Annotated in this window: 13 protein-coding genes; 5 read left to right on the top strand and 8 right to left on the bottom strand. The window is 54.8% G+C overall.

The window, feature by feature from the left end; genetic code table 11:
- Positions 1-126 precede the first annotated feature (126 nt).
- On the top strand, positions 127-1,926 hold the full coding sequence (gene typA, locus FRD01_RS08960; protein WP_146959050.1) for a translational GTPase TypA: 1,800 nt from the start codon (positions 127-129) through the stop codon (positions 1,924-1,926).
- Here the strand turns inward: typA and FRD01_RS08955 are convergent, their stop codons facing one another.
- Both FRD01_RS08955 and FRD01_RS08950 read right to left on the bottom strand, forming a co-directional pair.
- Complete coding sequence (locus FRD01_RS08955) at positions 1,927-2,814, bottom strand: pseudouridine synthase (RefSeq protein ID WP_146959049.1); 888 nt, start codon at positions 2,812-2,814, stop codon at positions 1,927-1,929.
- Entirely contained in the window at positions 2,811-5,711 is a 2,901-nt protein-coding gene (locus FRD01_RS08950; protein ID WP_146959048.1) for a 1-acyl-sn-glycerol-3-phosphate acyltransferase, read from the bottom strand. The genes FRD01_RS08955 and FRD01_RS08950 overlap by 4 nt, the downstream gene beginning before the upstream one ends.
- Before the next feature lie 233 nt (positions 5,712-5,944).
- Here FRD01_RS08950 and FRD01_RS08945 point away from each other — a divergent pair, with 233 nt between their 5' ends.
- Together FRD01_RS08945 and FRD01_RS08940 are read left to right on the top strand one after the other, a co-directional pair.
- A complete protein-coding gene (locus tag FRD01_RS08945) occupies positions 5,945-7,447 on the top strand; it encodes an Rne/Rng family ribonuclease (protein WP_146959047.1) in 1,503 nt (500 codons plus the stop codon).
- A 92-nt stretch (positions 7,448-7,539) separates the two neighbouring features.
- Positions 7,540-9,345 (top strand): serine/threonine protein kinase, encoded by a 1,806-nt coding sequence (locus FRD01_RS08940; protein WP_249756129.1) that lies wholly within the window; start codon positions 7,540-7,542, stop codon positions 9,343-9,345.
- Here FRD01_RS08940 and FRD01_RS08935 read toward each other — a convergent pair.
- The 4 genes from FRD01_RS08935 to FRD01_RS08920 form a co-directional block, all read right to left on the bottom strand.
- Complete coding sequence (locus tag FRD01_RS08935; protein ID WP_146959045.1) at positions 9,296-9,685, bottom strand: hypothetical protein; 390 nt, start codon at positions 9,683-9,685, stop codon at positions 9,296-9,298. The genes FRD01_RS08940 and FRD01_RS08935 overlap by 50 nt on opposite strands.
- Entirely contained in the window at positions 9,682-11,280 is a 1,599-nt protein-coding gene (locus tag FRD01_RS08930) for a S1 RNA-binding domain-containing protein (RefSeq protein ID WP_146959044.1), read from the bottom strand. Before FRD01_RS08930 ends, FRD01_RS08935 begins: the two co-directional genes overlap by 4 nt.
- Positions 11,281-11,289: 9 nt before the next feature.
- Entirely contained in the window at positions 11,290-12,933 is a 1,644-nt protein-coding gene (locus FRD01_RS08925; RefSeq protein ID WP_146959043.1) for a vWA domain-containing protein, read from the bottom strand.
- Positions 12,934-12,996: 63 nt separating this feature from the next.
- Positions 12,997-15,210 (bottom strand): GumC family protein, encoded by a 2,214-nt coding sequence (locus FRD01_RS08920; protein WP_146959042.1) that lies wholly within the window; start codon positions 15,208-15,210, stop codon positions 12,997-12,999.
- A 76-nt stretch (positions 15,211-15,286) separates the two neighbouring features.
- Here FRD01_RS08920 and FRD01_RS08915 point away from each other — a divergent pair, with 76 nt between their 5' ends.
- Both FRD01_RS08915 and FRD01_RS08910 read left to right on the top strand, forming a co-directional pair.
- On the top strand, positions 15,287-17,734 hold the full coding sequence (locus FRD01_RS08915) for an O-antigen ligase family protein (protein WP_146959041.1): 2,448 nt from the start codon (positions 15,287-15,289) through the stop codon (positions 17,732-17,734).
- A gap of 118 nt (positions 17,735-17,852) precedes the next feature.
- Positions 17,853-19,976: a beta-propeller domain-containing protein gene (locus tag FRD01_RS08910; protein ID WP_249756128.1), complete on the top strand. Its 2,124-nt coding sequence runs from the start codon at positions 17,853-17,855 to the stop codon at positions 19,974-19,976.
- Here the strand turns inward: FRD01_RS08910 and FRD01_RS08905 are convergent.
- Together FRD01_RS08905 and FRD01_RS08900 are read right to left on the bottom strand one after the other, a co-directional pair.
- Complete coding sequence (locus FRD01_RS08905; RefSeq protein WP_146959039.1) at positions 19,973-20,674, bottom strand: response regulator transcription factor; 702 nt, start codon at positions 20,672-20,674, stop codon at positions 19,973-19,975. The two genes, FRD01_RS08910 and FRD01_RS08905, sit on opposite strands and share 4 nt — an antisense overlap.
- A gap of 119 nt (positions 20,675-20,793) precedes the next feature.
- Complete coding sequence (locus FRD01_RS08900) at positions 20,794-21,795, bottom strand: M20/M25/M40 family metallo-hydrolase (RefSeq protein WP_146959038.1); 1,002 nt, start codon at positions 21,793-21,795, stop codon at positions 20,794-20,796.
- Positions 21,796-21,798 lie beyond the last annotated feature (3 nt).

The following is a 21,798-nucleotide window of genomic DNA, read 5'->3' as shown; positions in this document are numbered from 1 at the left end:
CCCCAAAGTGCAGAAAAAACCTCAATTTTCGTGACAATTTGAAAAATTCGACCTGAAGGCGTGGAGTTTTCCGCAATGACACGCTATAGAGCGCCCCCCACGAGGGCAGAATCGGAGTTGAGGTCCATGAAGAACGTAAGAAATATCGCAATCATCGCACACGTCGACCACGGGAAGACGACGCTAATCGACGGCCTAATGAGCCAGTCAAACACTGTAGCAAGTCACCGTCAGCTCGAAGAACGCGCCATGGACTCCAACGATTTGGAGCGTGAACGTGGCATCACCATCTATGCCAAGTGCACAGGTATCGACTGGAATGACCACCGCATCAATATCATCGATACGCCCGGCCACGCTGACTTCGGCGGCGAGGTTGAGCGTGTTCTAAAGATGGTCGACTGCGTGCTTTTGGTTGTGGACGCATTTGAAGGCCCAATGCCTCAGACCAAGTTCGTGCTTCGTAAGGCACTTGGTCTTGGGCACTTCCCTGTCGTGGTGATCAACAAAATCGACCGACCCAATGCCCGTCCGGACGAAGTCCTGAACATGGTCTTCGACCTTTTCGTGGACCTTGAAGCCAGTGACGAGCAGCTTGATTTCGCGGTGGTCTACGCCTCCGGTATTCAGGGCTACGCGATGAAGGAGCTCGGCGACGAGCCTGTCGACTTGAAACCGCTTTTCGACACCATCATTGAGCACGTTGACCCTCCAAGCGGTGACCCAGAAGCCCCGCTTCAGATGCAGATCGCAACCTTGAACTACGACGCCTACCTCGGACGCGTGGCTATCGGCCGCATTTTCAACGGTCGTGTAACTGAAGGCGACCGCGTTGCCGTTTGCCGAAACGACGGCACCAAAGACAGTGCTCGTGTGACCAAGCTCTGGGGCTTCAAGGGCCTTGAGCGCGTGCTTCGCACTGAGGCCTCAGCCGGCGATATCGTGGCTTTGACGGGGTTCGACGCGATTCTGCCGGGCGATACCATCACCGACCTGGAAAATCCTGTTCCGATGCCTGCGATCGAGGTCGACGAGCCCACACTTTCCATGATCTTCATGATCAACAACTCGCCGTTTGCCGGCAAAGAAGGAAAGTTTGTCACCAGCCGTCAGATCAAAGAGCGCCTGGACAAAGAGCTCGAGTTCAACGTGTCTTTGCGAGTCAATTTGACCGAGCGCGCGGAAGCATTCGAAGTGTCAGGCCGCGGTGAGCTCTCCTTGACCATCCTTCTGGAAACCATGCGTCGCGAAGGCTATGAGATTCAGGTTTCTCAGCCACGCGTGATTTTCCGCGAAGACGAGAACGGCAAGAAGCTTGAGCCTATCGAAGAAGTCGTGATCGAGACCGATTCCGACTACGCCGGCACCGTGATCAACAAGTTGCAGCAGCGCCGAGGCGACCTCCTCGGTGTGCACGTCAACCACGACAACACCCAGCGCCTGACCTTCCGTGTGCCCTCGCGCGGCATGCTCGGCTACCGCTCCGAGTTCCTTACGGACACCCGTGGAACGGGTGTGATGTACAGCAACTTTGATGGCTATGAGCCGCACCGTGGTGACCTTCCGTTCAAGCGAAACGGTGCCCTGATCGTGCTCGAGAATGGCGACACCACGGGCTATTCACTCTTCAGTTTGCAGGAGCGTGGACAGCTCTTCGTGGGACCTGGAGAGGAAGTCTACGGCGGCCAGGTCGTGGGTCTTCACGCTCGCGACAACGACCTCGTGGTCAATCCTTGCAAGAAGAAGCAGCTCACCAATATGCGCTCCTCGGGTGCTGATGATGCGTTGATTCTCACACCACCCAGGAAGCTGAACCTGGAGCAAGCCATCGAGTTCATCCAGCACGACGAATATGTCGAGATTACGCCGAAATCGATTCGTATTCGAAAGGCGGAGCTTGAGCACAATCGTCGCAAGACAAAGTGATCACTCAGGGTGCTCGAGGGCAATCTCCTCGAGCACCAAACGAGACTCAATCTCGAGTTCCTCCCCGCCCACCGGGTCTCGGAACGAAATCTTCTTAGCGAGCAGCTGAAGGGGTGAAGAGAAATCGTTCGGTTCGGGATCGTTGATCTCCGGATAGAGCGGGTCGTTCTTGATTGGGATGCCGAGCGTGGCCATATGAAGGCGAAGCTGGTGCTTTTTGCCGGTGTAGGGCGTGAGTCGGTAGAGTGTCCATTCTGGTCCCGGCTCGAGGCATTCAACCAAAGTCCGCGCATTTTCAGGGCCTGGCTCGTTTGCCGAGCGAAAGAAGAACTCAGGGTCACGCACGATCCTGCTGGAAATCTCGCGTTCGGAAAACTCAGCGGTGGGCGCTACGGCTCTATACTCCTTGGCGACAAGACCTTCCCGAAAGAGCTGGTGATACGCCGCACTTGTGGCTTGTCTCTTTGAGAACAAAATGACCCCAGCCGTGTCTTTATCCAATCTGTGAAGTGGGGCAAGTTCGGGGTTTTTCAGCCTCTCTCGAAGCCGCACGAGCAGGGTCTCTTTGACGAATCGCCCCGAAGGTAAGACCGGCAAGAAATGGGGCTTATCCACCGCGAGCAATTCTTCGTTCTCCCAGATGATTTGATGCTCAAAGGGAATCGGATCCTCTTCGGCCACCTCTCTTGTGTAGAAAAGATGGGTGTACCGCGAAGCTGCTTCTTCAGCCTTGACCGGAGTCTTGTCCGGGCCAAGGATTTGGCCGCGATCAAGTCGACTCTTCCAATCCTCTGTGCTGATATGCGGAAACTTCGCGACCAAGAACTCTAATACGTTCCCCGCCGTCTTTGCAGGGATGCCGGCGCGGCTTAGGGGAACCTGCCTCATGCCTCTTTACGGCCGGGATACACAAACTCCACGATATGCTGATGAAGTTCCGCGTATTTCTGGTTTTCTGACCATTCCTTGGTCAGCTGGTAGGCTTCTTTCTTGCGAGAATCGTCTTTGATTCGCTCTACGATCTTCCAGTCTTCTAGAAGACGAAGCGCATTCTCATAGGTAGGTTTGGAGAGGCTTTCCTGGAAGAGGATCTTCCCCTTGAGGTAATCAGCGCGCGCGCTCTTGAGCGCACTTTCCACAATCTCTTTCTTCTCCATCGGCTTGGTGGCCATATTTTCGAGTAGGCCAGTCACGATGGCATAGGCTTCGAGGAACGTCAGAACCAGGCGCCTGAAGAACTCAAGTTCCACAGGATGCGGCTGGGCAATCGTGACCATTTGCTTCTCACCGTCCTGGATACTGACCCACGCGCACTCCTCAAAATACTGGAGCGTACGCATGAATACGTTTCTGAACTCCGCGCGTTCCTCGTAGATCCACTCGAATTTGAAGAGTTTTGAGAGGAAGAGCGTTTCTTCCATCAACGGCTCGAGCTCGATTTCAGCGGACTGGAACCGGCTGATCGCGGCCGAGAGAAGAGCTTCGGGCACAAAATGATGGACGATATTATTGCGGTAGAACGAGAGTTGGAGCCGCGCATCCTCCGGCACAGAATAGACGATAAGTCCGTTGTCCTTGGTGGACTTGATCTGATCGTTGACCTCAAAGAGGTCTAGTGAACGGTCCATCAGCGGAGCGATAATCTCCCCAATCAACGCCTCCACGTCCATGGAATGGTCCACGCGCGAAAGGGTGCTCAAGGAATTGGAAGACGAGTCCGACGTCGCTTGTGCACGCACCGCTTCTAGCTCTTCGAGTCGAGCGGCCTGGGAGTCCAGGGCTTGAATCACGGTGCGTGAAACTCGGACGTTTCGAGACGGTTGACTCAAGAAGTGGACCAGGAATCCGATCTCTCTTAAGAATCGCTCGCGCTCAATTCCGCGTGCATCGTTGTTGAGAAGCACCGTCGCGGCGAGCGCCGAAGGCGTTACAGCGGTAGCTTCGTTAATGTCATAGATGATGCGATGGGCCAGGCGCACCGTGACCACTTGCAGGTCTTCCTCGTCCAGATTCTTTGGGTCGAGGTTGTACTTCGCGAGATAGTCTCCGAGGTCGAGTGGCTCATTGAATTCAACGTAGAGTCGGCCGTAGCGCGACGTAAGAAACTTCGGAGCCTTCAAAAGGCCGCCCAAACTCTCTTTTTCCTTCTCGCCGCCGAGCATCTCCGACTTGTAAGACGCTTCTTCGATGATTTTTTCGTATCCGACCGAAATAGGGATGAACTTAACGGCTTCGAGGCGGCCGGACGTAAACGCTCGGATAATCATCTCGAGCATGCCGTACCTGGGTTTGATGAGTTTTCCAGTTCGGCTTCGTGTGCCCTCGATAAAGAACTCGATGGGGTAGCCCTCCTCGAGCATTCGGATCACGTATTCTTTGAAGACGACCGCATAGAGTGGGTCTCCCTTGAATGTGCGTCGAAGAAAGAACGCGCCAGCCTTTCGGAATAGGTAGCCCATCGGCCAGAACGAAAGATTGACACCCGCGGCGATCAAAGGTGCAGTCATGCCGTACTTGTAGAAAATATAGGAGAGGACCAGGTAGTCGATATGGGATTTATGGCTCGGAACGAGCACGATATTGCTCGTCTTGGCGGCCTCACGCACGCGTTCAAGGCCTTCCTCATCCACCTCAAATCCGTCGTAGATTCGATACCAGACGAAACTCAAGACCGATGAGAAAATCTTGATCATCAGGAGCGAGTGGTCTGAAGCGATTTCGTCAAATTGCTCCCGAGCGCGCTCGATAATCTTGCCTTCCGGAATTGCCTCTTGTTCAGCCACGTCCCGAATCGCATGGGATAGAGCAGGCCGAGTCAGGATATCCTTCCAGATCGTATCTTGCGGCTCTCCAACCGGCCCGAGAATGACGCGCTGTTCCTTTTCGAACGTTTCCAGCAGGTGCTGGCGAAGCATTTCTGAGGCATCGGCCGTATCTGCGCTTGGATACTCTTGGATGAAATGTTGGAGATTCACCGGCGGCGCGAGCTGCACCACAGGTTGCCCAAATTTGAGGAAGCTCTGCCAAATGGTCTGGAACCAGTGTACAGCCTTCCTGAAGAATCCCGGTGATTGCGCGGTTCCGAAGATATCGTCGAGGATGGTCGGGTGTTTTGAGTCCGGTCGCTTTTCCCACACAAGGAGCATAGGAACCAGCATGACTGGCACCGACGTGGTCTTTTGGCCTCGAATCAACCGGTAGATAAACTTCTGAGAGAACTCTAGATTTTTCTCGACGCTGGCTTTGGGCTCTTCAAGGAAGAGCACGACGGGGTGACCGTTTGTGACCAAGGCCTGGACTTGTTCCTCTGGCTTTTCTGGCGGCTCTCGTCGAAAGAGCGCCCCGAGCCAACCGAAAAATCCGCGCAACCAGTGAGTAGACACGCCATTCGCGTAGCTCGCGAGCGGCAAGTCGTGTTGGGAAAAAGCCCAGTTGAAATAGAGGTAGTCCAAAAGGCTTCGCGTGCGAATCAGATAGACGATATGACCGTTCTGAGTTCCGTTTGCCGGCTCTGTGATACTCCGAATGGTGTCAATAGAGCGTTTTTCAAAGAGAACATGTGCGAAGACGAAGCGGGCGAGCAAGCGCAGAACCCAGCCGAATTCGTTCAACATGGCCGAGCGATGAGGCTTGTCGACGAGTTGCCTGGCGAGTTCTGTGCGCCGGTCTTTGACGTCTTGGGCTTCAACCTCTGATTCTTCGGAGCCGAGTTCGCTCGTCTCCCATGGAATCAAGGCGTCTGCATCAAGGGGACTTTCGTCCTGCTGTGTGGGCTCCGATGCCATGGCCCTCTTATACGGCAAGCTTTGCTCAAGCGCTATCTCCCCGTTTTTTTATCGCTGAATTTTCTGGGCTATGATAATGAGTCGAGCGCAAAGATTTCTTTTGTTGAATCTGACCTAATAGTCTTACTTATAAAGTTGTGCTCTTGTTCTCGTAAAAACTGGCGAAATCGAATGGATCAAACGGTTGATCGCGAAGACTTTTTCGGGGGTCTAGAGCGCACGGATGGTGGTGTATGTCCAACGTGCTTGTTGTCAACTCGACGAGTGATGAGACGAGAGTCGCACTCATTGAGCATGGCATTATTAGTGAATTTCATATCGAGCGTAAACGCGAGCGAGGCATTGTAGGCAATATCTACAAGGGCAAAAGCGTACGCGTTCTCCCAGGGATGCAGGCAGCGTTTGTGGATATTAGCCACGAACGTGCTGGCTTTCTTCACGCCTCGGATGTCTACAATTTTGAGGAAGATTTCGCCGTCTACGAGGACGACTCGGACCGGCAGCTGGCGCGCGGCAGAGGCCGTCAACGCACAGAAATCCAAGACTCCCTCGATTCTGGACAAGAGATCTTGGTCCAGGTCGCCAAGGAGCCCATGGGCACCAAAGGTGCTCGCCTCACAAGCCATATCTCCTTGCCGGGCCGATATGTGGTCTTCATGCCCACGGTCTCTCATGTAGGGATTTCAAAACGAATTGAATCCGACCGAGATCGTAGACGTCTTCGAAAGATCGTCGAGGCGCATCGTCCCGAAGGCACCGGGTTCATTGTGAGAACCGTAAGTGCCGGTGTCTCAGAAGAAGAGCTCGTTCACGACATGAAGTCGTTGATCGCCTTATGGGGTGAGGTCCTCGAGAAGCATGCTCGGGTCAAGGCGCCCTATCTCCTCTACGAGGAGTCGGACCTTATCATTCGCGCTGTGCGTGACCTTGTGGGTGTGCACCTCGACGCGATCGTCTTGGACAATGTGCAGGACAAAGAGCGCGTGGAGCAATTCGTGGAGAAGTATATCCCGAATTTCTCAGGCGAGATTAAGCTCTTCACCGAGCCTGAGCCCATTTTTGATGCTTATGGCATTGAATCTGAGATCCGCAGTGCTCTGCATCGGCGTGTGGATCTCAAGTCGGGTGGCTCGTTGGTCATCGACCGGGCCGAGGCGCTCACGGCTATTGACGTCAACACCGGCAAATTCGTTGGAAAGACGACCTCCCACGAAGAGACGATTCTGAGAACGAATCTCGAAGCGGTCGATGAAGTTGTCTACCAGCTCAAGCTCAGAAATATCGGCGGGATCATCATCATCGACTTCATCGATATGGAAGAGGTCAAACATCGCGATCGCGTCTACCGCGCGCTTGAAGAAGCGCTGAAGCGCGACCGTGCAACGACGAATGCCCTGGCGATCTCTGAGTTCGGCCTCGTTGAGATGACGCGAAAGCGCACACGGGAGTCGATCGACCAGTATCTCTGCGAATCATGTCCGGTTTGCGACGGGGCAGGGGTCGTGAAGTCGCGCGAGTCCGCCGCCTACGACGTCATTCGGCAGATCCAACGCGTGGGGCGCCGCTACACCGAGCCGAATCTTCAAGTAGAAGCTAACCCTGCTGTTATCGAGTATTTGCGCGGTCCCGAGAAGAAAGCCGTCAAAGAGCTCGAAGACACATTCGGCAAATCGATAAAATTTAAGAGTCTTCAGAATTGGGGCATGGACCAGTTTAAGGTCTCCGGCATCAAATAGTGGATCAAATTGACGCGGGTTCGGACCATGGTTAAGGTAGTGACAATCAAAAGGACTCGAACAAAGGGCAAGGTCGAATGAGAACGACCGTAATGTTCATTAACCAAGCTGAGCCGCTGATTAATACCACGGTTCGCCTGGCGGGGACTGATAAAGACTACGTGACCAACGATGAGGGTAAGGTTGAGATCGACCTGGCCCCGGGCTCCTACACCTTCGAGATTTGGCTCGGCCATGAGAAGGTTACTCGGACCATCCAACGAAAGGGCGAGTCGACTTTGTTCATTGTGGATGCCACTCGGGCCTCTGATGCCGGCATCACCACGATGAACACCTTGCAGATGGACATCGCTCATCTCGTGGGAGACCGATACGTCTTTGAGACCGTGCTCGGGCGCGGCGGTATGGGTGTGGTGGTCAAAGCGATCGACCGTCTTTTGAACCGACCTGTAGCCATCAAGATGCTCAGCGATGAGCTCCGAGAGAATGAAGAAGCTCAACAGATTTTCCTCGTCGAAGCTCGAAACTTGGCCACGCTTAGCCACCCAAATCTGGTCGCGATTCACGATATTCTGAACGTGGATGGACGCGTGCTCATGGTCTTTGAGTACGTGCTCGGCCAGAATCTGGAAAAGCTTGTCGAGATGAAGGGCCCGATGAAGCAGATGGATGCCCTGAGAATGGCCATCCAACTCACGCGCGTCGTGGCATACCTGCACGACCATGAGCTTATTCACCGTGACCTCAAGCCATCAAACGTCTTGATGCAGGCGGACGGTACGCTCAAGCTTGTCGACTTCGGACTGGCGCGTTCTCTGAACGACCTCTACGTGCGTGGTACTCGCGTCCGAGGAACTCCAGCCTACATGGCGCCCGAACAGATCATGGGCATCCATTTGACCGTGGCCACTGACGTCTATCAGATCGGGATCACGCTCTTCGAGGCCCTCGTGGGCGAGTTGCCTTTCCCGAAGGGGGATATGGCTTATGCCCATGTGCACGTCGATCCACCCAAGTTGGCTGAGCGGCGCCCCGACCTCGACCCTGAGCTTCAAGCATTGGTGGACCAATGTCTGGAAAAGCAGCCCAAGGACAGACCCCAAACAGCGCGTACCCTGCTCGAGAAGCTTTCCGGGATCTACTCTCGACTCGCCAACGAGTACGAGCCCGCGGGGTTAGCCGAGAACTCGGTGTCTGTGCCAGGATTTGACGAGCTTCATTCGTCGTCGAGCTCCAGAGATTTCCGTGCGGTTTCTCGAACATCCGACATGGAAGTTGAGGCGCATTTCTCGGATATGGAGAGCGGCGAGATAGATATCCTCGTAACCGAACCTTCCGAGGCGTCTGAGGACACCAAGAAGGCACCGGTGGTGCTGATCTCGGCGATTGCTGCAGGCCTTCTCATCTTCGGTATTGGCTTTATTTGGCTCCAGAGTCAAAGTCCGGACGCGAATGCCGAGCAACGAACCGAGGTTCAAGTCGCAACCGAGGCGAAGCAAAAGCCCGAGGAAACCGAGCCGAAAGAAGAGCCTGTTGAGGCGCCTACGCAGGCAGCGATTGCTCCTGCTGAGCCAGCGGTGCCGAGCGAGGCAATTGCGGAGCCTGAGATTGAAGCCAAGGCAGAACCCGTAGCTGCGCCCGCCGCACGGCCTGTCGTGAACACCAGACCTGCACCAGCTCCCAAAGTTCGTCCCCCAAATCCTGAGCCGAAGCAGGTGGTAGAGCCTGAACCTGAACCAGAGCCAGCACCTAAGGTGGTGGCGCAGCCCAAACCGGCCGAGAAAAAGTCAGACGACTTGAGCGTTGATACGTTTAAGATCGACGACAAAAAGAAGTCGAAGGGACTACTTAAGGTTGAGCCGTCTTCGAAAGGTGGGCTTCTTCCAGTTGCTGAATAACGCCCTCTAGTTCGTAGAGCGATAATCGAGTCGTTGGGAGGCCTTTGAGAAGTTCACACGTTTGGTTTGCAATGTGCTCGTCCCCAGAATCTGTACGGGTAAGCACGACTTGTTCAAGCTGTCTAAGGACCAAGAAGAGCTCCAATCTTTGCAACATCTCCAGCTCGCCATCCCTTCTTTTGATCTCACGTAGAAGTGCGAAGAATTCTGAGAGCTCGCCAGACGCACGTAGAGAGCGAATCCTCTTGAAGTCACCTAAGACCCTGACCAGGACGATTAAAAGCAAGAGAGCGCCCATGAGGGCGCTCAAAATGGCAAACTCGGAACTGAGTAGGTTCACTTGAGCTTTTTCTGCAAGAGTTCACCGAAGGTGCCGAGCGAAGACGAAGAGCCTTTGTCGACGAACGAGCGCGGCGCGCTGGCTTCCTCAGACGCGCGTTCAAGCTCTTCGTCCGATCGTACGGTGAGCGCGATTCGCCGTCGGATTGGGTCGATCTCCAAGATCTTGGCCTCGACGGTTTGGCCGGTTTTGTAGAGTCGATGTGGCGTCGCGTCTCTAGCCAGTCCCATCTCACTTCTCGGGAGAAGCGCTGTGGCACCTTGAAGTCTGACGAACACACCAAAATCCTCGATGTTCTCTACGGCACCGCTCACCTTCTGGCCGACCACAAAGTGCTGGTCGATCGCAGACCAGACATCTTCGCCAGCCTCTTTCATGCTCAACGAGAGCCGCTTTCGTGCGGTATCGATGGACTGAATTTCGACGTTTACGGTTTGGCCGACCTTAACCACATCTGAAGCACGTTTGACGTGTTCGTTGCTCATCTCTGAGATGTGAACAAGACCTTCAAGCCCTGGAGCAATCTCCACGAACGCCCCAAATGGCTCAACGCGCGTGACTCGCCCCTCGATCTTGGAGCCCTCGGCAAACTCAGAGATTCTGCTTTCCCATGGGTCGGAGAGCGTATCCTTGATGGAGAGCCCGATCCTAAGACCCTTGGGACCCTCTTCCATCTTCAGGACTCGGGCACTCACAAGTTCGCCTTCCTTCAGTGCTTCCGAAGGATGGGCGATGCGCGCGTGTCCGATCTCGGAGACGTGGACCAATCCTTCAATACCGCCGAGGTCAACGAAGGCGCCGAAGTCAGCCAGACGAGTGACTGTACCTTGAACGACTTGACCCTCTTGGAGCGTGGCAAGCGTCTCTTGGGCAGCAGCCGCTCTCTCTTCCTGGATGAGCGCGCTCCTCGAAACGACCACATTTCGGCCGTCTTCTCTAATGTCGGTAATCTTGAACCGATACGTTTTACCCAGATGTTCGTCGGGATCCTCCGTGAAGCCGGCTTCGATTTGGCTTAAGGGGCAAAATGCCGCGACGCCTTTGAAGTCGATTTCAAACCCGCCTTTGTTGCGGCTTGAAACACGACCTTCCACCGGCAAACCTGCAGAGTAGGCGTGCTCAAGCGCATCGAGACCTGAGTCGCGGGTCGACATCGACTTTCCGAGCTCCACCGTGCCTCCACGTGTGTGAATGACGTAGAAATCAAGACGATCGCCCTCTTTGGTATCTGGGTAGTCGATCGTGGACGCAAGTCCTTCGATGCGACCATCCAATTCCACGTAGAGATACTTTTCGCCGACCTTGGTGACCACGCCGCCCACTTTGTCGCCTGGCTGGACGCGAGCGCGCGGAGATTCGAACGATTCGCCGGCGAGAAGCGCTTCAAAATCAGCGAGTGATCCGGTCTCGACGTGCACGTGCACATGGTCCGGCTTCTTTGGTTTTGCCGGAGCCTTCGACTCGTTTGAGTCGACCGGGGGAGGAGGGCTCAGCGTGGGAAGGCCATCCGCAGCGATTGGAGAGTCCGAGGATTCGGGCGCAGAAGCTTTGCGCACCTGTGGGTCTTGTGCGCCAGGAAAATTCTTGTTGTTCATGTCTTTAGCTCAGTTTCTGACGCGTCCGTAACGGATGATAGGACGGCGGTCGAGGGAGAATTCATCGGCAGGTGCAACGAGTTGCGCAGCGAGGTCGCGGCCGCCCAAAAGGCCAAGCGCGATGGTGCTGAAACGATAGAAACCGACCGGAGTATCTTCATTGAGAAAGCGAGAGAAGTCCGCTTCAACCGACCATTGGCCATCAATGGTTGAAGGAAGGGCTCTCCAGTAATCACGCATTTCATTTGGATCTTTGACGTACATGTACGTGCCGCCCGTGCGACATGTCAGGTCAGCAAACTGGTCGATCGGTCCGATGCGACCGTCCTGGTAACGAGGCATACAGTACGTAGAGCTCGTCTGCGTGACGTCTCCAGTTTCTTCAGCCGGATAGACGGTAGCTTGACGGCAAACCTCATAGTTTTGACAGTCTGTATCCGCCGTGCAGGTGCGAGCCGAGCATGCTGGGTCGTTCTGACATGCGGTGTTGCCTGCATAAACCGTGGGCAGATCGCGGAGCAAGCTATCGTCAATCTTGGAGTCGAGCTGAAGGATGTTCAGCTTGACGTTTTCTTCCTGCAGCTTTTCCAGGACCTGCGCGTAGGACGCGTTCGGGTCGTAGACTTCATTCGGGCCGTCCGTGAACACGAAGAGGAACTTCTCGTGATTGTCGTACTTCTCAAGCCCGAGGTCGCTCTCGATGACCTTCAAGATCGATTGGTAGAGGTTTGAAGGCTTTGGAATCGGGTCGGGCATGGTGTCGATCAGCGATTCACCCACCGAGAGGTCGTTTGTGAAGTGGTCCGTCAGCTCCATCGGGAAGACCAGCGGGCGTGATTCTGCTGGAACCTGACCGGCATACCACCAAACGGAAACGCTGGTGTTGCTTGGCTTGGCCACACTGGCGAGCCCAACCATGAATTCTTTGATGCTCTCGCGATGAATGCGAGTGATATCGGTTGCACGGGCAGGGTTCCCAAAGAGGTCTTTCTCTCCAGTCTCTCCAAAGAGGCCGCCCACATCGACGGGGAGGCGTCCTTCAAGTCCAGACGTGTTCTCGATCAGGACAGCTACGAGCTGCCTCTTCTCGGTGGTTCCCGGGTCGTTGTCTTGTTGAACGGTCCCTGGAATGAGCTCAACGCCGGTTGTGGCCGTACACTGACGCACGAGTCCGTTAAACGCACAGTGGAAGCCGCGAGTGCAATCATCGTCACTCTCACAAGACTCTTGGTTCGCGACCGCCACGCGAGGCTGTCGGAAAAGCAGGGAGCCAGCATCTACAGTGCTGTTGGCTACGAGAGGCCGTCCCGAGACGATATCTCCGGCGACAATCGGAACGACGTCGGTGCTCGAAAACACAAAGGGGATACGTTGCCTTGACCCCGGAGTGTCACAACTTGCGGGAGTGGGTGGCAGAACCGAGATGGTCTGAGGAACTCGAACTTCACCTTCTGGAATCTCTTCCATATCAGGCTCAACCGTCATGTCGGGCTCGTCTACCGGCATGTCTTCTTCGACAGGCATGTCTTCCTCAGCCATATCTGGCTCAGGGGTATTGTTTGAAGAAGGTTTTTCATCGTCACCGCAAGCGCTGACGAGCGCACCACATAGGAGCGTGATGAGAATTCGGTAGAGTGGATTATTGAGTTTCATAATTAGTTCCCGACATGTTGTCGAAAGGGAGCATACTTGGAGGCCGCGCCAGAATCAATGCGTTCAAGACGCCATCTTCGAGTCTGGTTTTGTGGGCTTCTCCTCGTAGTTGTAGCGGTAGTAATAATAGGAGTATCCATATCCCGCAGCGTCCTTCTTGATGTCGTTGAGCACGCAACCCATCAAAGGTGCGCCAATCGCATCGAGCTGGTCGATTGAGCGGCGGAAGGTTTCGCGACGCGTCGTTCCGTATTTGACCACCAGCAGAACTGCATCCACAAAGCGGCTTAGAATCAATGCGTCTGCCACGGCTCCGATCGGAGGCGAGTCCAGAATCACTCGGTCGAACTTCTGAGAAAGCTCTTCGATGAGCTTCTCGAAGCGTGCGGTATGCATCAATTCAGTCGGATTCGGCGGAATATCGCCCGCAGGTAGTACCCAGAGGTTCTCGATACCCGAGGGAAGAAGCGTCTCTTCGAGCGTGGCTTCTCCGATCGCGATCTCTGAGACACCTTTGGCGTTCTTGAGTCCAAGAGCCTTGTGGACACGAGGGCGACGCAAGTCATTGTCCACAATCAGGGTCTTGAGGCCGGATTGGGCCATGGCAATGGCCATATTCGACGAGATCAGCGTCTTTCCTTCGCCTGGCCCAGGGCTTGTGACCAGCAGAAGCTTCGGAGGTTCGTCAGCCGCCATGAACATCAAGTTGGTTCGTAGCGTCTTGATGCCTTCAGCAAATGAGCTCTTAGGCGCAACGTGCGTGATGATATCGAGCGAGGCGTTGTCGGCAAGGCCTTTGATCGTGGCTGCGTCCACTTCAGGAAGAGCGCCCAAAACGGGCGAGCGCGTGTAACGATTGACATCGTCCTCTGTGCGCATGGTGTTATCCAGGGCGGCGATCAGGAAGATGATGCCGCCTCCAAACGCGATGCCAACCAAAAGGGCGATACCCAGATTATAAGGCAGATTCGGGCTGAACGGCGCGCCAGGTACCTCGGCTTCCTCTAGAACTTGGATATTATTCGACTCGAAGAGCGAGTTGATATCGAGCTCCTCGGAGCGCTTTAGAACCGTTTCATAGAGCTGTCGCAGCGTTTCTTCCTTGTCCCGAAGCTGTCCGTATTCAAGGCCCAGCTCGTTGAGTTCGAACGCCTGTTCTTTAAGTTCAGCCAGTCGACCTTCCAGAGCGACCCGATGGCGCTCAAGGCGCTCTACGCGGTTCTGAACTTCATTCATCGTGCGCTGAATTTCCTCGCTGAGGCGGGTCTCCACGATCGCCAGCTGGTCCTGAACGGCGCGAACGCTCTCGTGTTTCTCACCAAAAACCGTGTTCAGGTCCGCGAGTTGAAGCTTGAGCTCGTCTCGGCGCTGAACAAGGCTGCTCACCGAGAGGTTCTCGGCGAACTGAGCGACTTCGATGGGCGAGGTGCCTTCACGAAGCATTTTTTGCATTTGCTCGAGCGAGGCTCGCTCCGCCGAAAGGTCGTTGCGGACGTCATTGAGCTGCGAATTTACCGAACTCATATCCGAGCCCGTTAAGTTCTGACGTTCCTCAAAACTGATCGCCAGGATGTTTCTATCGCGTTTGAACTTGTGCAGCGCGGCCTGCGCCGCAGTCAGCTCGCCGCGCTTATCGCCAACGTACTTATCGAACCAGTTGATGATCTGATTTAGCCCACCGGACTGGAATTCCTTGGTGTAGTCGATGTAGGCGTTCGCGACGGCGTTCGCGAGCTCGGTCGCGAATTTGGGGTCGGTACCCGTAACTTCCACCAGCGCCACTCGGCTGTCTCGCTGCAGCGTTACGCTCATCATTCCGCGCACTCGGCCAATGGCCATGCGGGTTCGCTCTTCGTCTGTGTATCTGGTTCCGTCAGCCTTGGTCAGGGGAATATGGGTGTCTCCCTCGAGCATCCCCACTTTTTGAGCAATCCTTTCGGCGAACCATCGCGAATTCAGGACTTCCTTTTGGGTGTTCCAAAACTGTTCAAATTGCCAACTTCCGCCTTGTTCCAGAAGGTCAACACGTTCAATATTCTTACCAAACACATTGTTCTTGTTTTGGTGGAAGATGATTTTTGACTCCGCCCTAAAAAGGCGCGGCTGTTGTTTAGTCCAGAAATATCCGACAGAAACGCCGACAATAGACGTGATCAGAATAATCCAGTAGTACTTCCGGAGCAGCCCCCAGTAGTACGATATGAGCCGAGCGGGCGAGTCACTGCCTTCCTCCGCGTCGGGGACGTGGTAATTGGCAAATGTATCTATCTCGTTCATGACCTGATCATTTCAGTAAGTTGAAAAAGCGTCCCTCAGAGGGGCGCAAATGTAAAGAGTTGGAGAGTCTACGTCAATGACGCGTGAAGATCTTAGTCCAGGATTGCTGATGGTGGCCATGGCCGCGGGAATTTCCCCGCTGCTATTGGGGTCTGTGCACTTCTGGGTGGCCGCAATTTGGTTCGTCTGGCTCCTCGTGGCGTGTTTTTTAGTCCTACATGAACAAAAATCGTCAAAATATAAAGTCCCACGTCTCTCTTTATTCTCGATCGCCTTTGGTCTCGGGGCGATTTGGAGTTTCGTTCAGATCATCCCTCTTCCCATTGGTTTGATCAGCCTTTTCTCTCCACTCTCACACGAATGGTACGCGGCCGGCGTGAGCGCGGCAGGGTTGGAGATGTCCGGTTTTCGAACCTTTTCCATGGCTCCCGCCGAGAGTGCGGACCGAGGCCTGCGCTTAGGCGTGCTCGCGCTCGCCTCAATCGCAGTGGTGAACTTGCGCGATCGCTCGGCTCTCTGGCGGGTGTTGGTCGGGGCCCTTGTTTTTGCGGCTTTGGGATCGCTCATCACAGGGTACGTCCATCGCGCGATGGGACTTCAGGAATTCTTTGGGTTCTATCTGGCCAAGCGTGCGCCGCAGATGTCTTCCTTTGTGAGCTCCAACCACGCCTCAAGCCTTTTTGGTGGGGCGGCTCTGGTCTGTTCTGCACTAAGCGCACGAATGGCCCGTACCCAAAACCGAGGCGCGGCAATGGCCCTTGGAGGTGCGGGGATTGGCATGTTCATCGCCATGATGGAGGCTGAGAGTGCTGGTGCGCTCTTGGCTTTTCTGGTTTCCGCACTCCTCTTTATGGCGCTCTTTCTCGGGCATATGTTGATCAAACGGCGTTGGCTGGTGTTTTCCGTCTCCGGCGGCGTCGTAGGTCTAGGCATTGCGTTACCTTTCCTAATGAATGCGATCTCTGGTGGTCGATGGATTTTTGATAGCCTGGAGACGCGTGTGGAGTTGATGAGTGCGGCCGTGCGCGCTTCGGTGGATTTTTGGCTAGTGGGCTCGGGTTCGGGCTCCACCCAATATGTAGTTCCCGCCTACACCGATTGGACCTTGCTCCAAGATCATAGCATTCCCACGATTGAAAATGAGTTGGTTGAGTGGGTCTTGACCATGGGCTGGCCGGTGGCCGCGATCATGCTGGGACTCTTGGCCCTCACCCTTCTTATGCCCAATATCGAGGGCGAGGTCTCGGAAAGGCGCCACTTCTTCATTTCATTGAATGTGGCGCTCTCTGCCTATTTCTTGGCGATTGGAGCCATGCACTTCCCTTTCATTGCGCTCGGACTTTCTCTGCCGATGTTGATCGCAGTGGAGGCCATGGCGCGGCAAGTCTATCAGGCTCACAAAGAGGAAGCCTTTGCGCCGGGAGCCTATCCCTATGTGAAGGTTGAGAATTTCGCCCCGAAAATCTTGATCGTTCTCTCGGTGCTCGCCATTGGTTTTGTGGGGGGCCGGGTGGTCTACTCCCTGCCTGAGCTCAATGAGAATAGGCAGGAGGAAAGGCGCGTACGGCTGACTCCTGGCGATTCACGGCTCTATTTCTCACTGGCGCAAGACGCTCGCAAACGTGGTGATTCCAAGGCCGCGTTGGAACTGGCGAAGAGAGCAGCCCATACTGAGCCGACGGCACGTATGCGTCTCTACCTCGCATGGGTCATGGCTGAGGCCGAGGAGATCGAGGAGTCCAAGAAGCTTTACGTTGAACTCTTGGAGAACTCCTGGGCGCGCACCCGCGCTGCAAGTGCGGCTTCGTCGCTATTTGGGGCGGCTGAGCTGGCTCAGATGGTTGTAAAATATCCTGAGATTTGGCGGCACACCTATCTGGCGGTCAACAAGCGCAAGGGTAAGCGGTTCGGAGCTGATTTTGCGTTGGAGCTCGCAACACTCGCGCCGAAATCGGCCGAAGCGTCCGTGCTCGTCATTCAATCGTACTCGGAGCTTAAGGAGTGGGAGGTGGCTGAGGTTTGGGCACGTTCTATGGTGGCTTCGAGGCTTCGGGATGAAGAAGGCAACGCGCCCGGCTTTGGGATCTGGGTAGATGTCCTAGTTAAAGCTGGCAAGCGAGATGAGGCCTTGCGCGTGGCTCGTGAAGCGCAGAAGGAAGTCCCAGGCGATCCGCGAATCGCACAAGTCTTGATGCAAATGAGAACTCCGAAGGCCACCGAGGCACCAGCCAATGAGGTAGCACGCGTTCGAGCAGCCCATCAGGTTTATTGCACGTCCGATAGGGCAGGGCAGGCGCGTGTGCTCTGTTTGAGTGTTGAGGCATGGCTCGCGGAGTCGGAAGGTTCGGTTGATAATGCCGAGAAGGCCCTGCGCGATTTAGCCGACCGGTTTAACAATCCTGTCCCTCTTGCCGAGCTGCTCCATCGCCACGCCCGCTGTGTGGCACTCAGAAGCCTTCATCACCAGTGGAAGGAGCGCTCGCCTTCTCCCCGCCTTGGCCAACTCGCTGAATCCTGCCGCTAAGCGGTGTTGGCATGAGTTTCGCACTATATTTCGGGGGTAAGCGCGGAACCCACGCAGTTTCGCCGGATTTTGTGAGAAGTTGACAATTGAGACTCAAAAAACTGAGACGAGGTAGATGATGAAGACACGAAAAATTGAAAAACAAGGTTTGAATCGATGGCTTTGGGCAGGTCTCTTGGTAGGCGGCACTGTTCTGGGCGGATGTACACAGGACACCACTAAGGAGGGTGACGCCAACTCAATCAAGCGTTTTCAACTTTCGGCAGCCACGAGCTGCGAGGACATTGAAGACACCATGGTTGATGCGCTTGTGGAACGCGCGCTCACCGATCGTTATGAGTACTACCGCGGCGGAATCGACGTAGACTTTGGTGCCGAGCAAAACAATGCCAGTGAGCCTCCATCCTCAGGTAACGATGATCAAGCCGGAGACTCGCCGGACGATTACACCACCACAAACGTTCAAGAGGTGGGTGTGGATGAGGCAGACTTCGTCAAGACTGACGGCAATCATATCTACACGATCAACAACGGTGAATTGATTATCGTGAAGTCTTGGCCTGCCGACCAATCTGAAGTCGTGGGCCGCGTTTCGCTGAGCGATGGCTATCCAACATCCATGTTCCTTCATGGCGACCGAATCGCACTCTTTTCGTCCATCTACAGCTACAGGTGTTCTGACGTTACGTCCGCCAACAACCCTACGAACAATGTGGTTGATGGTGATGTGGCAGAACCAGGATTTCCTGGTGAGTGCACTTCTACAGATAATTTCAACGGAACGAGAATCACCCTGCTGGACATCACGGACAGGACCGCTCCGAGCATTATCTCTCAGTCAGACATCGGCGGAGAGTTCAACAATGCTCGTATGATCGACGATGACGTCTACGTTGTCTCGAACTCCTCGGTCCAAATGGACGGCTATTGGGATATCATCTGGGACGAGAACCTCGGCCTTCCAGAACTTGATTGGGATGCCACCGAGGACGAGATTGAAGACGCAAAGAACATCGCGCGTCCGATTTTGCAGGCAGAAATTGAGGCCATGATAGCCAACAATGGTGCGCTCTCCATCCTACCAAAGCAAAGGTCAGTGGCAGCGGATGGTACGGCGTCGGCCGCTACCGATCTCTACAAGTGTACGGATGTCTACCTTCCAGCGATTGCCACGGAACTGGGTGTCCTCAACGTGAGTCATTTCGAGATCGACGCACCAAATCCTTCGATCACCTCCACGGGACTCTTGGCCGGCGGATGGACAGTCTATTCGTCTCAAGAGAACCTCTACGTCGCGCTCTCTAGCCGCTCCTGGTGGGGCTGGAACGAAGGTAACTACTCGCATATCCACAAATTCTCGCTCGATGGACCGAACGGAAAAGCACTCTACGCAGCGAGTGGAGAGGTTGATGGTTGGTTGTTGAACCAATTCTCGATGTCTGAGCATGAAGCGCATCTTCGCTTGGCCGTGACGGATAATCGTCAAGAAGAGGACGAGAACGGTAACTGGGTATGGGCAGGTGGAAACCACGTGATCATTCTCAAAGACGATCAGGGAGAGCTAGTTGAGACGGGCGCCATCCGCGGACTTGCCCCTGATGAGCGCGTGTACTCGGCACGCTTCATGGGCGATAAGGGATACGTGGTGACGTTCCGTGAAACGGATCCTCTCTACACCTTTGACCTCAGCGACCCAACGAACCCTCAATTGTTGGGCGAGCTCAAGATCAACGGGTTCTCGAGTTATATCCACCCGATGGGCGAGAACCACCTCTTGACCATCGGTCAAGATGCGGACTCTAACGGTCAGGTCCTCGGTGTTCACCTCCAGATTTTCGATGTGACGGATATGGCGAACCCAACGCGAACTCACCAGCACCTGCTCTCGACTGGCCCATGGTCTTCATGGTCTGAGGCTATGTGGGACCACCACGCGTTCACCTATCACGCAGGCAAAGAGATCTTGGCCGTGCCCTTGAACTCGTGGGAAAACAACGCTGACCCATTCTCAGGATTGGTGGTACTCCGAGCCAGCAGCAGCACTGGATTTACGGAGCTCGGTCGGGTTGACCACGCACCACTTACCGGCTGCCAGGGCTGTGACCCGAATGAATACCACTGGTGGGTCGATGTTCGCCGAAGTATCTTCATGGATGACTACCTCTACTCGATCTCGAGCCTTGGCATCATGGTCAATGGCCTTGAGGATCCCTCCGTTGAAGTAGACGCGGTTCAGTTCTAAGCGAGTTCGCCCAGCGTATAACCTACGCCTCGAACCGTTTCGATGGGATCTGCGCCGATTTCGGCCAATTTGGACCGGAGTCGGCGTATATGACTGTCAATGGTTCGGTCACTCACGAACATCCCGTCATCATAGGCACCTTTCATCAGCTCATCTCGGGAGAACACACGGCCTGGCTGCCTCATAAGGGTGCGGAGCAGCAGGAATTCCGTCTTCGTGAGTTCGATATGCTCATCTGCCCAAAACGCCTTAAATCGCTCCACATCGAGCATCAGTTTTCCGTGTACGAGCACGTTTTCGCCGATTTCAGTCTTCGAAACGCTATTTCCAGAAGACTCTGTGCGCCGAAAGATTGCTTTGGCTCGCGCGACGAGCTCCCTTGGATTGAAAGGTTTTGTGACGTAATCGTCCGCGCCAATTTCAAGGCCGACGATACGATCCACGTCTTCGTCGCGTGCGCTCAGGAAGACGATTGGAACGCTTGAGCGTTGGCGGATCTCTCGACACACATCGATGCCGCTCATTCCTGGCATCAAGATATCCAAGACCACGAGGTCAGGGCGGAGGTCCTCAAGTTTCTTGAGGGCCGTGGGGCCGTCAGAGACTCCAACTGCGCTCCAACCCTCATTTTCAAAGGTGGCGACAACGACGTTTCGGATATCGGCGTTATCGTCCACCACCATGATATTTTTGCTCATGATGGACCTGCTTTGTGCCAGAATTTGCACAAACTAGCGGACTATTGAAGTTTTGTTAAGACGCATCGGACGAAAAACGTCCACAGAAATCAGTGAATTGCTTTAGAAACGTCTTATACTCAAGCGTTCAAAACGCGCAACGCGAGTCTTTCGTAAAGTTCAATTCCACGCTCCAATTCATCCAAAACGATATGTTCATGATCCGAATGTGCGGTTTGGATATCTCCGGGGCCAACCAACCATACAGGCCCAAGTTCCGAGAGGTAGGTCGCATCCGTGTTAAACGGAACGATCGTATGGCTCACATCGTCGGGAATCTCAAAGAACACAGGGTCGTTGGAGGCAGGAAAGGATATCTCACAGTTTCCTGCGCTCAACTCCCGTAATGTCTCCATCAATGGCTCTACTGGAGACACCGCTCGGATCAGGAGTTCGGCTCGGGCACTAGGTGCGAAGACATTCGCTGCAACACCACCTTCGATCACGCCGACATTGATCGTCGTCGGCCCCAGAATTTCGTTGGTCGGCCATTCATGGCTTCGAATGCGCTCAAGGACCACGAGAAGTTTCTCAATTGCGGATTCTCCTCGGTCTGGGAATGCAGAGTGGCCAGCCACGCCAGCCGCGCGAAGCTCGAGCTTCACCATCCCCTTTTGTGCCTTCACCACCTGATTAACGGTCGGCTCGCAGAGGATGATCTGGTCGGTCTGAACCGAGAGCGTCACTGACGCCTTAGCTCCGCAATGATCGACCTCTTCACCCACCACGAACAAATATCCATGGGCGAGGTGGCCCGCATCTTTGAGGCGCCGGCCGGCCTCAGCCATGGCTACGATTCCGCCCTTGGTGTCACACGCGCCGCGCGCGAAAACCTTGCCGTCCTCAATTTTCGGCCCGAAGAATGGGGGCACGGTATCTACGTGTGTCGAGAAGAGGGCTTTCGGGCTCTCCGACGTGGTCAGGAGCAAATTCCAACGTCCTTCCTCCACGGGCTGTCTTTGAGCGGTATACCCCTCAGCCACGAAATACTTCTCGAGTGCTTCGAGAAACTCCGCCTCATCTCCAGACGTAGAGTCTATCTTGAGCCAATGGATAAATGTATCGAGCCAGGGATATTGCATAAC

Origin of the sequence: Microvenator marinus (assembly GCF_007993755.1) — a bacterium.
Classification (GTDB): domain Bacteria; phylum Myxococcota_A; class Bradymonadia; order Bradymonadales; family Bradymonadaceae; genus Allomicrovenator; species Allomicrovenator marinus.
The sequence above is the reverse complement of the archived record's forward strand: the minus strand, read 5'-3'. Positions and strand labels throughout refer to the sequence as shown.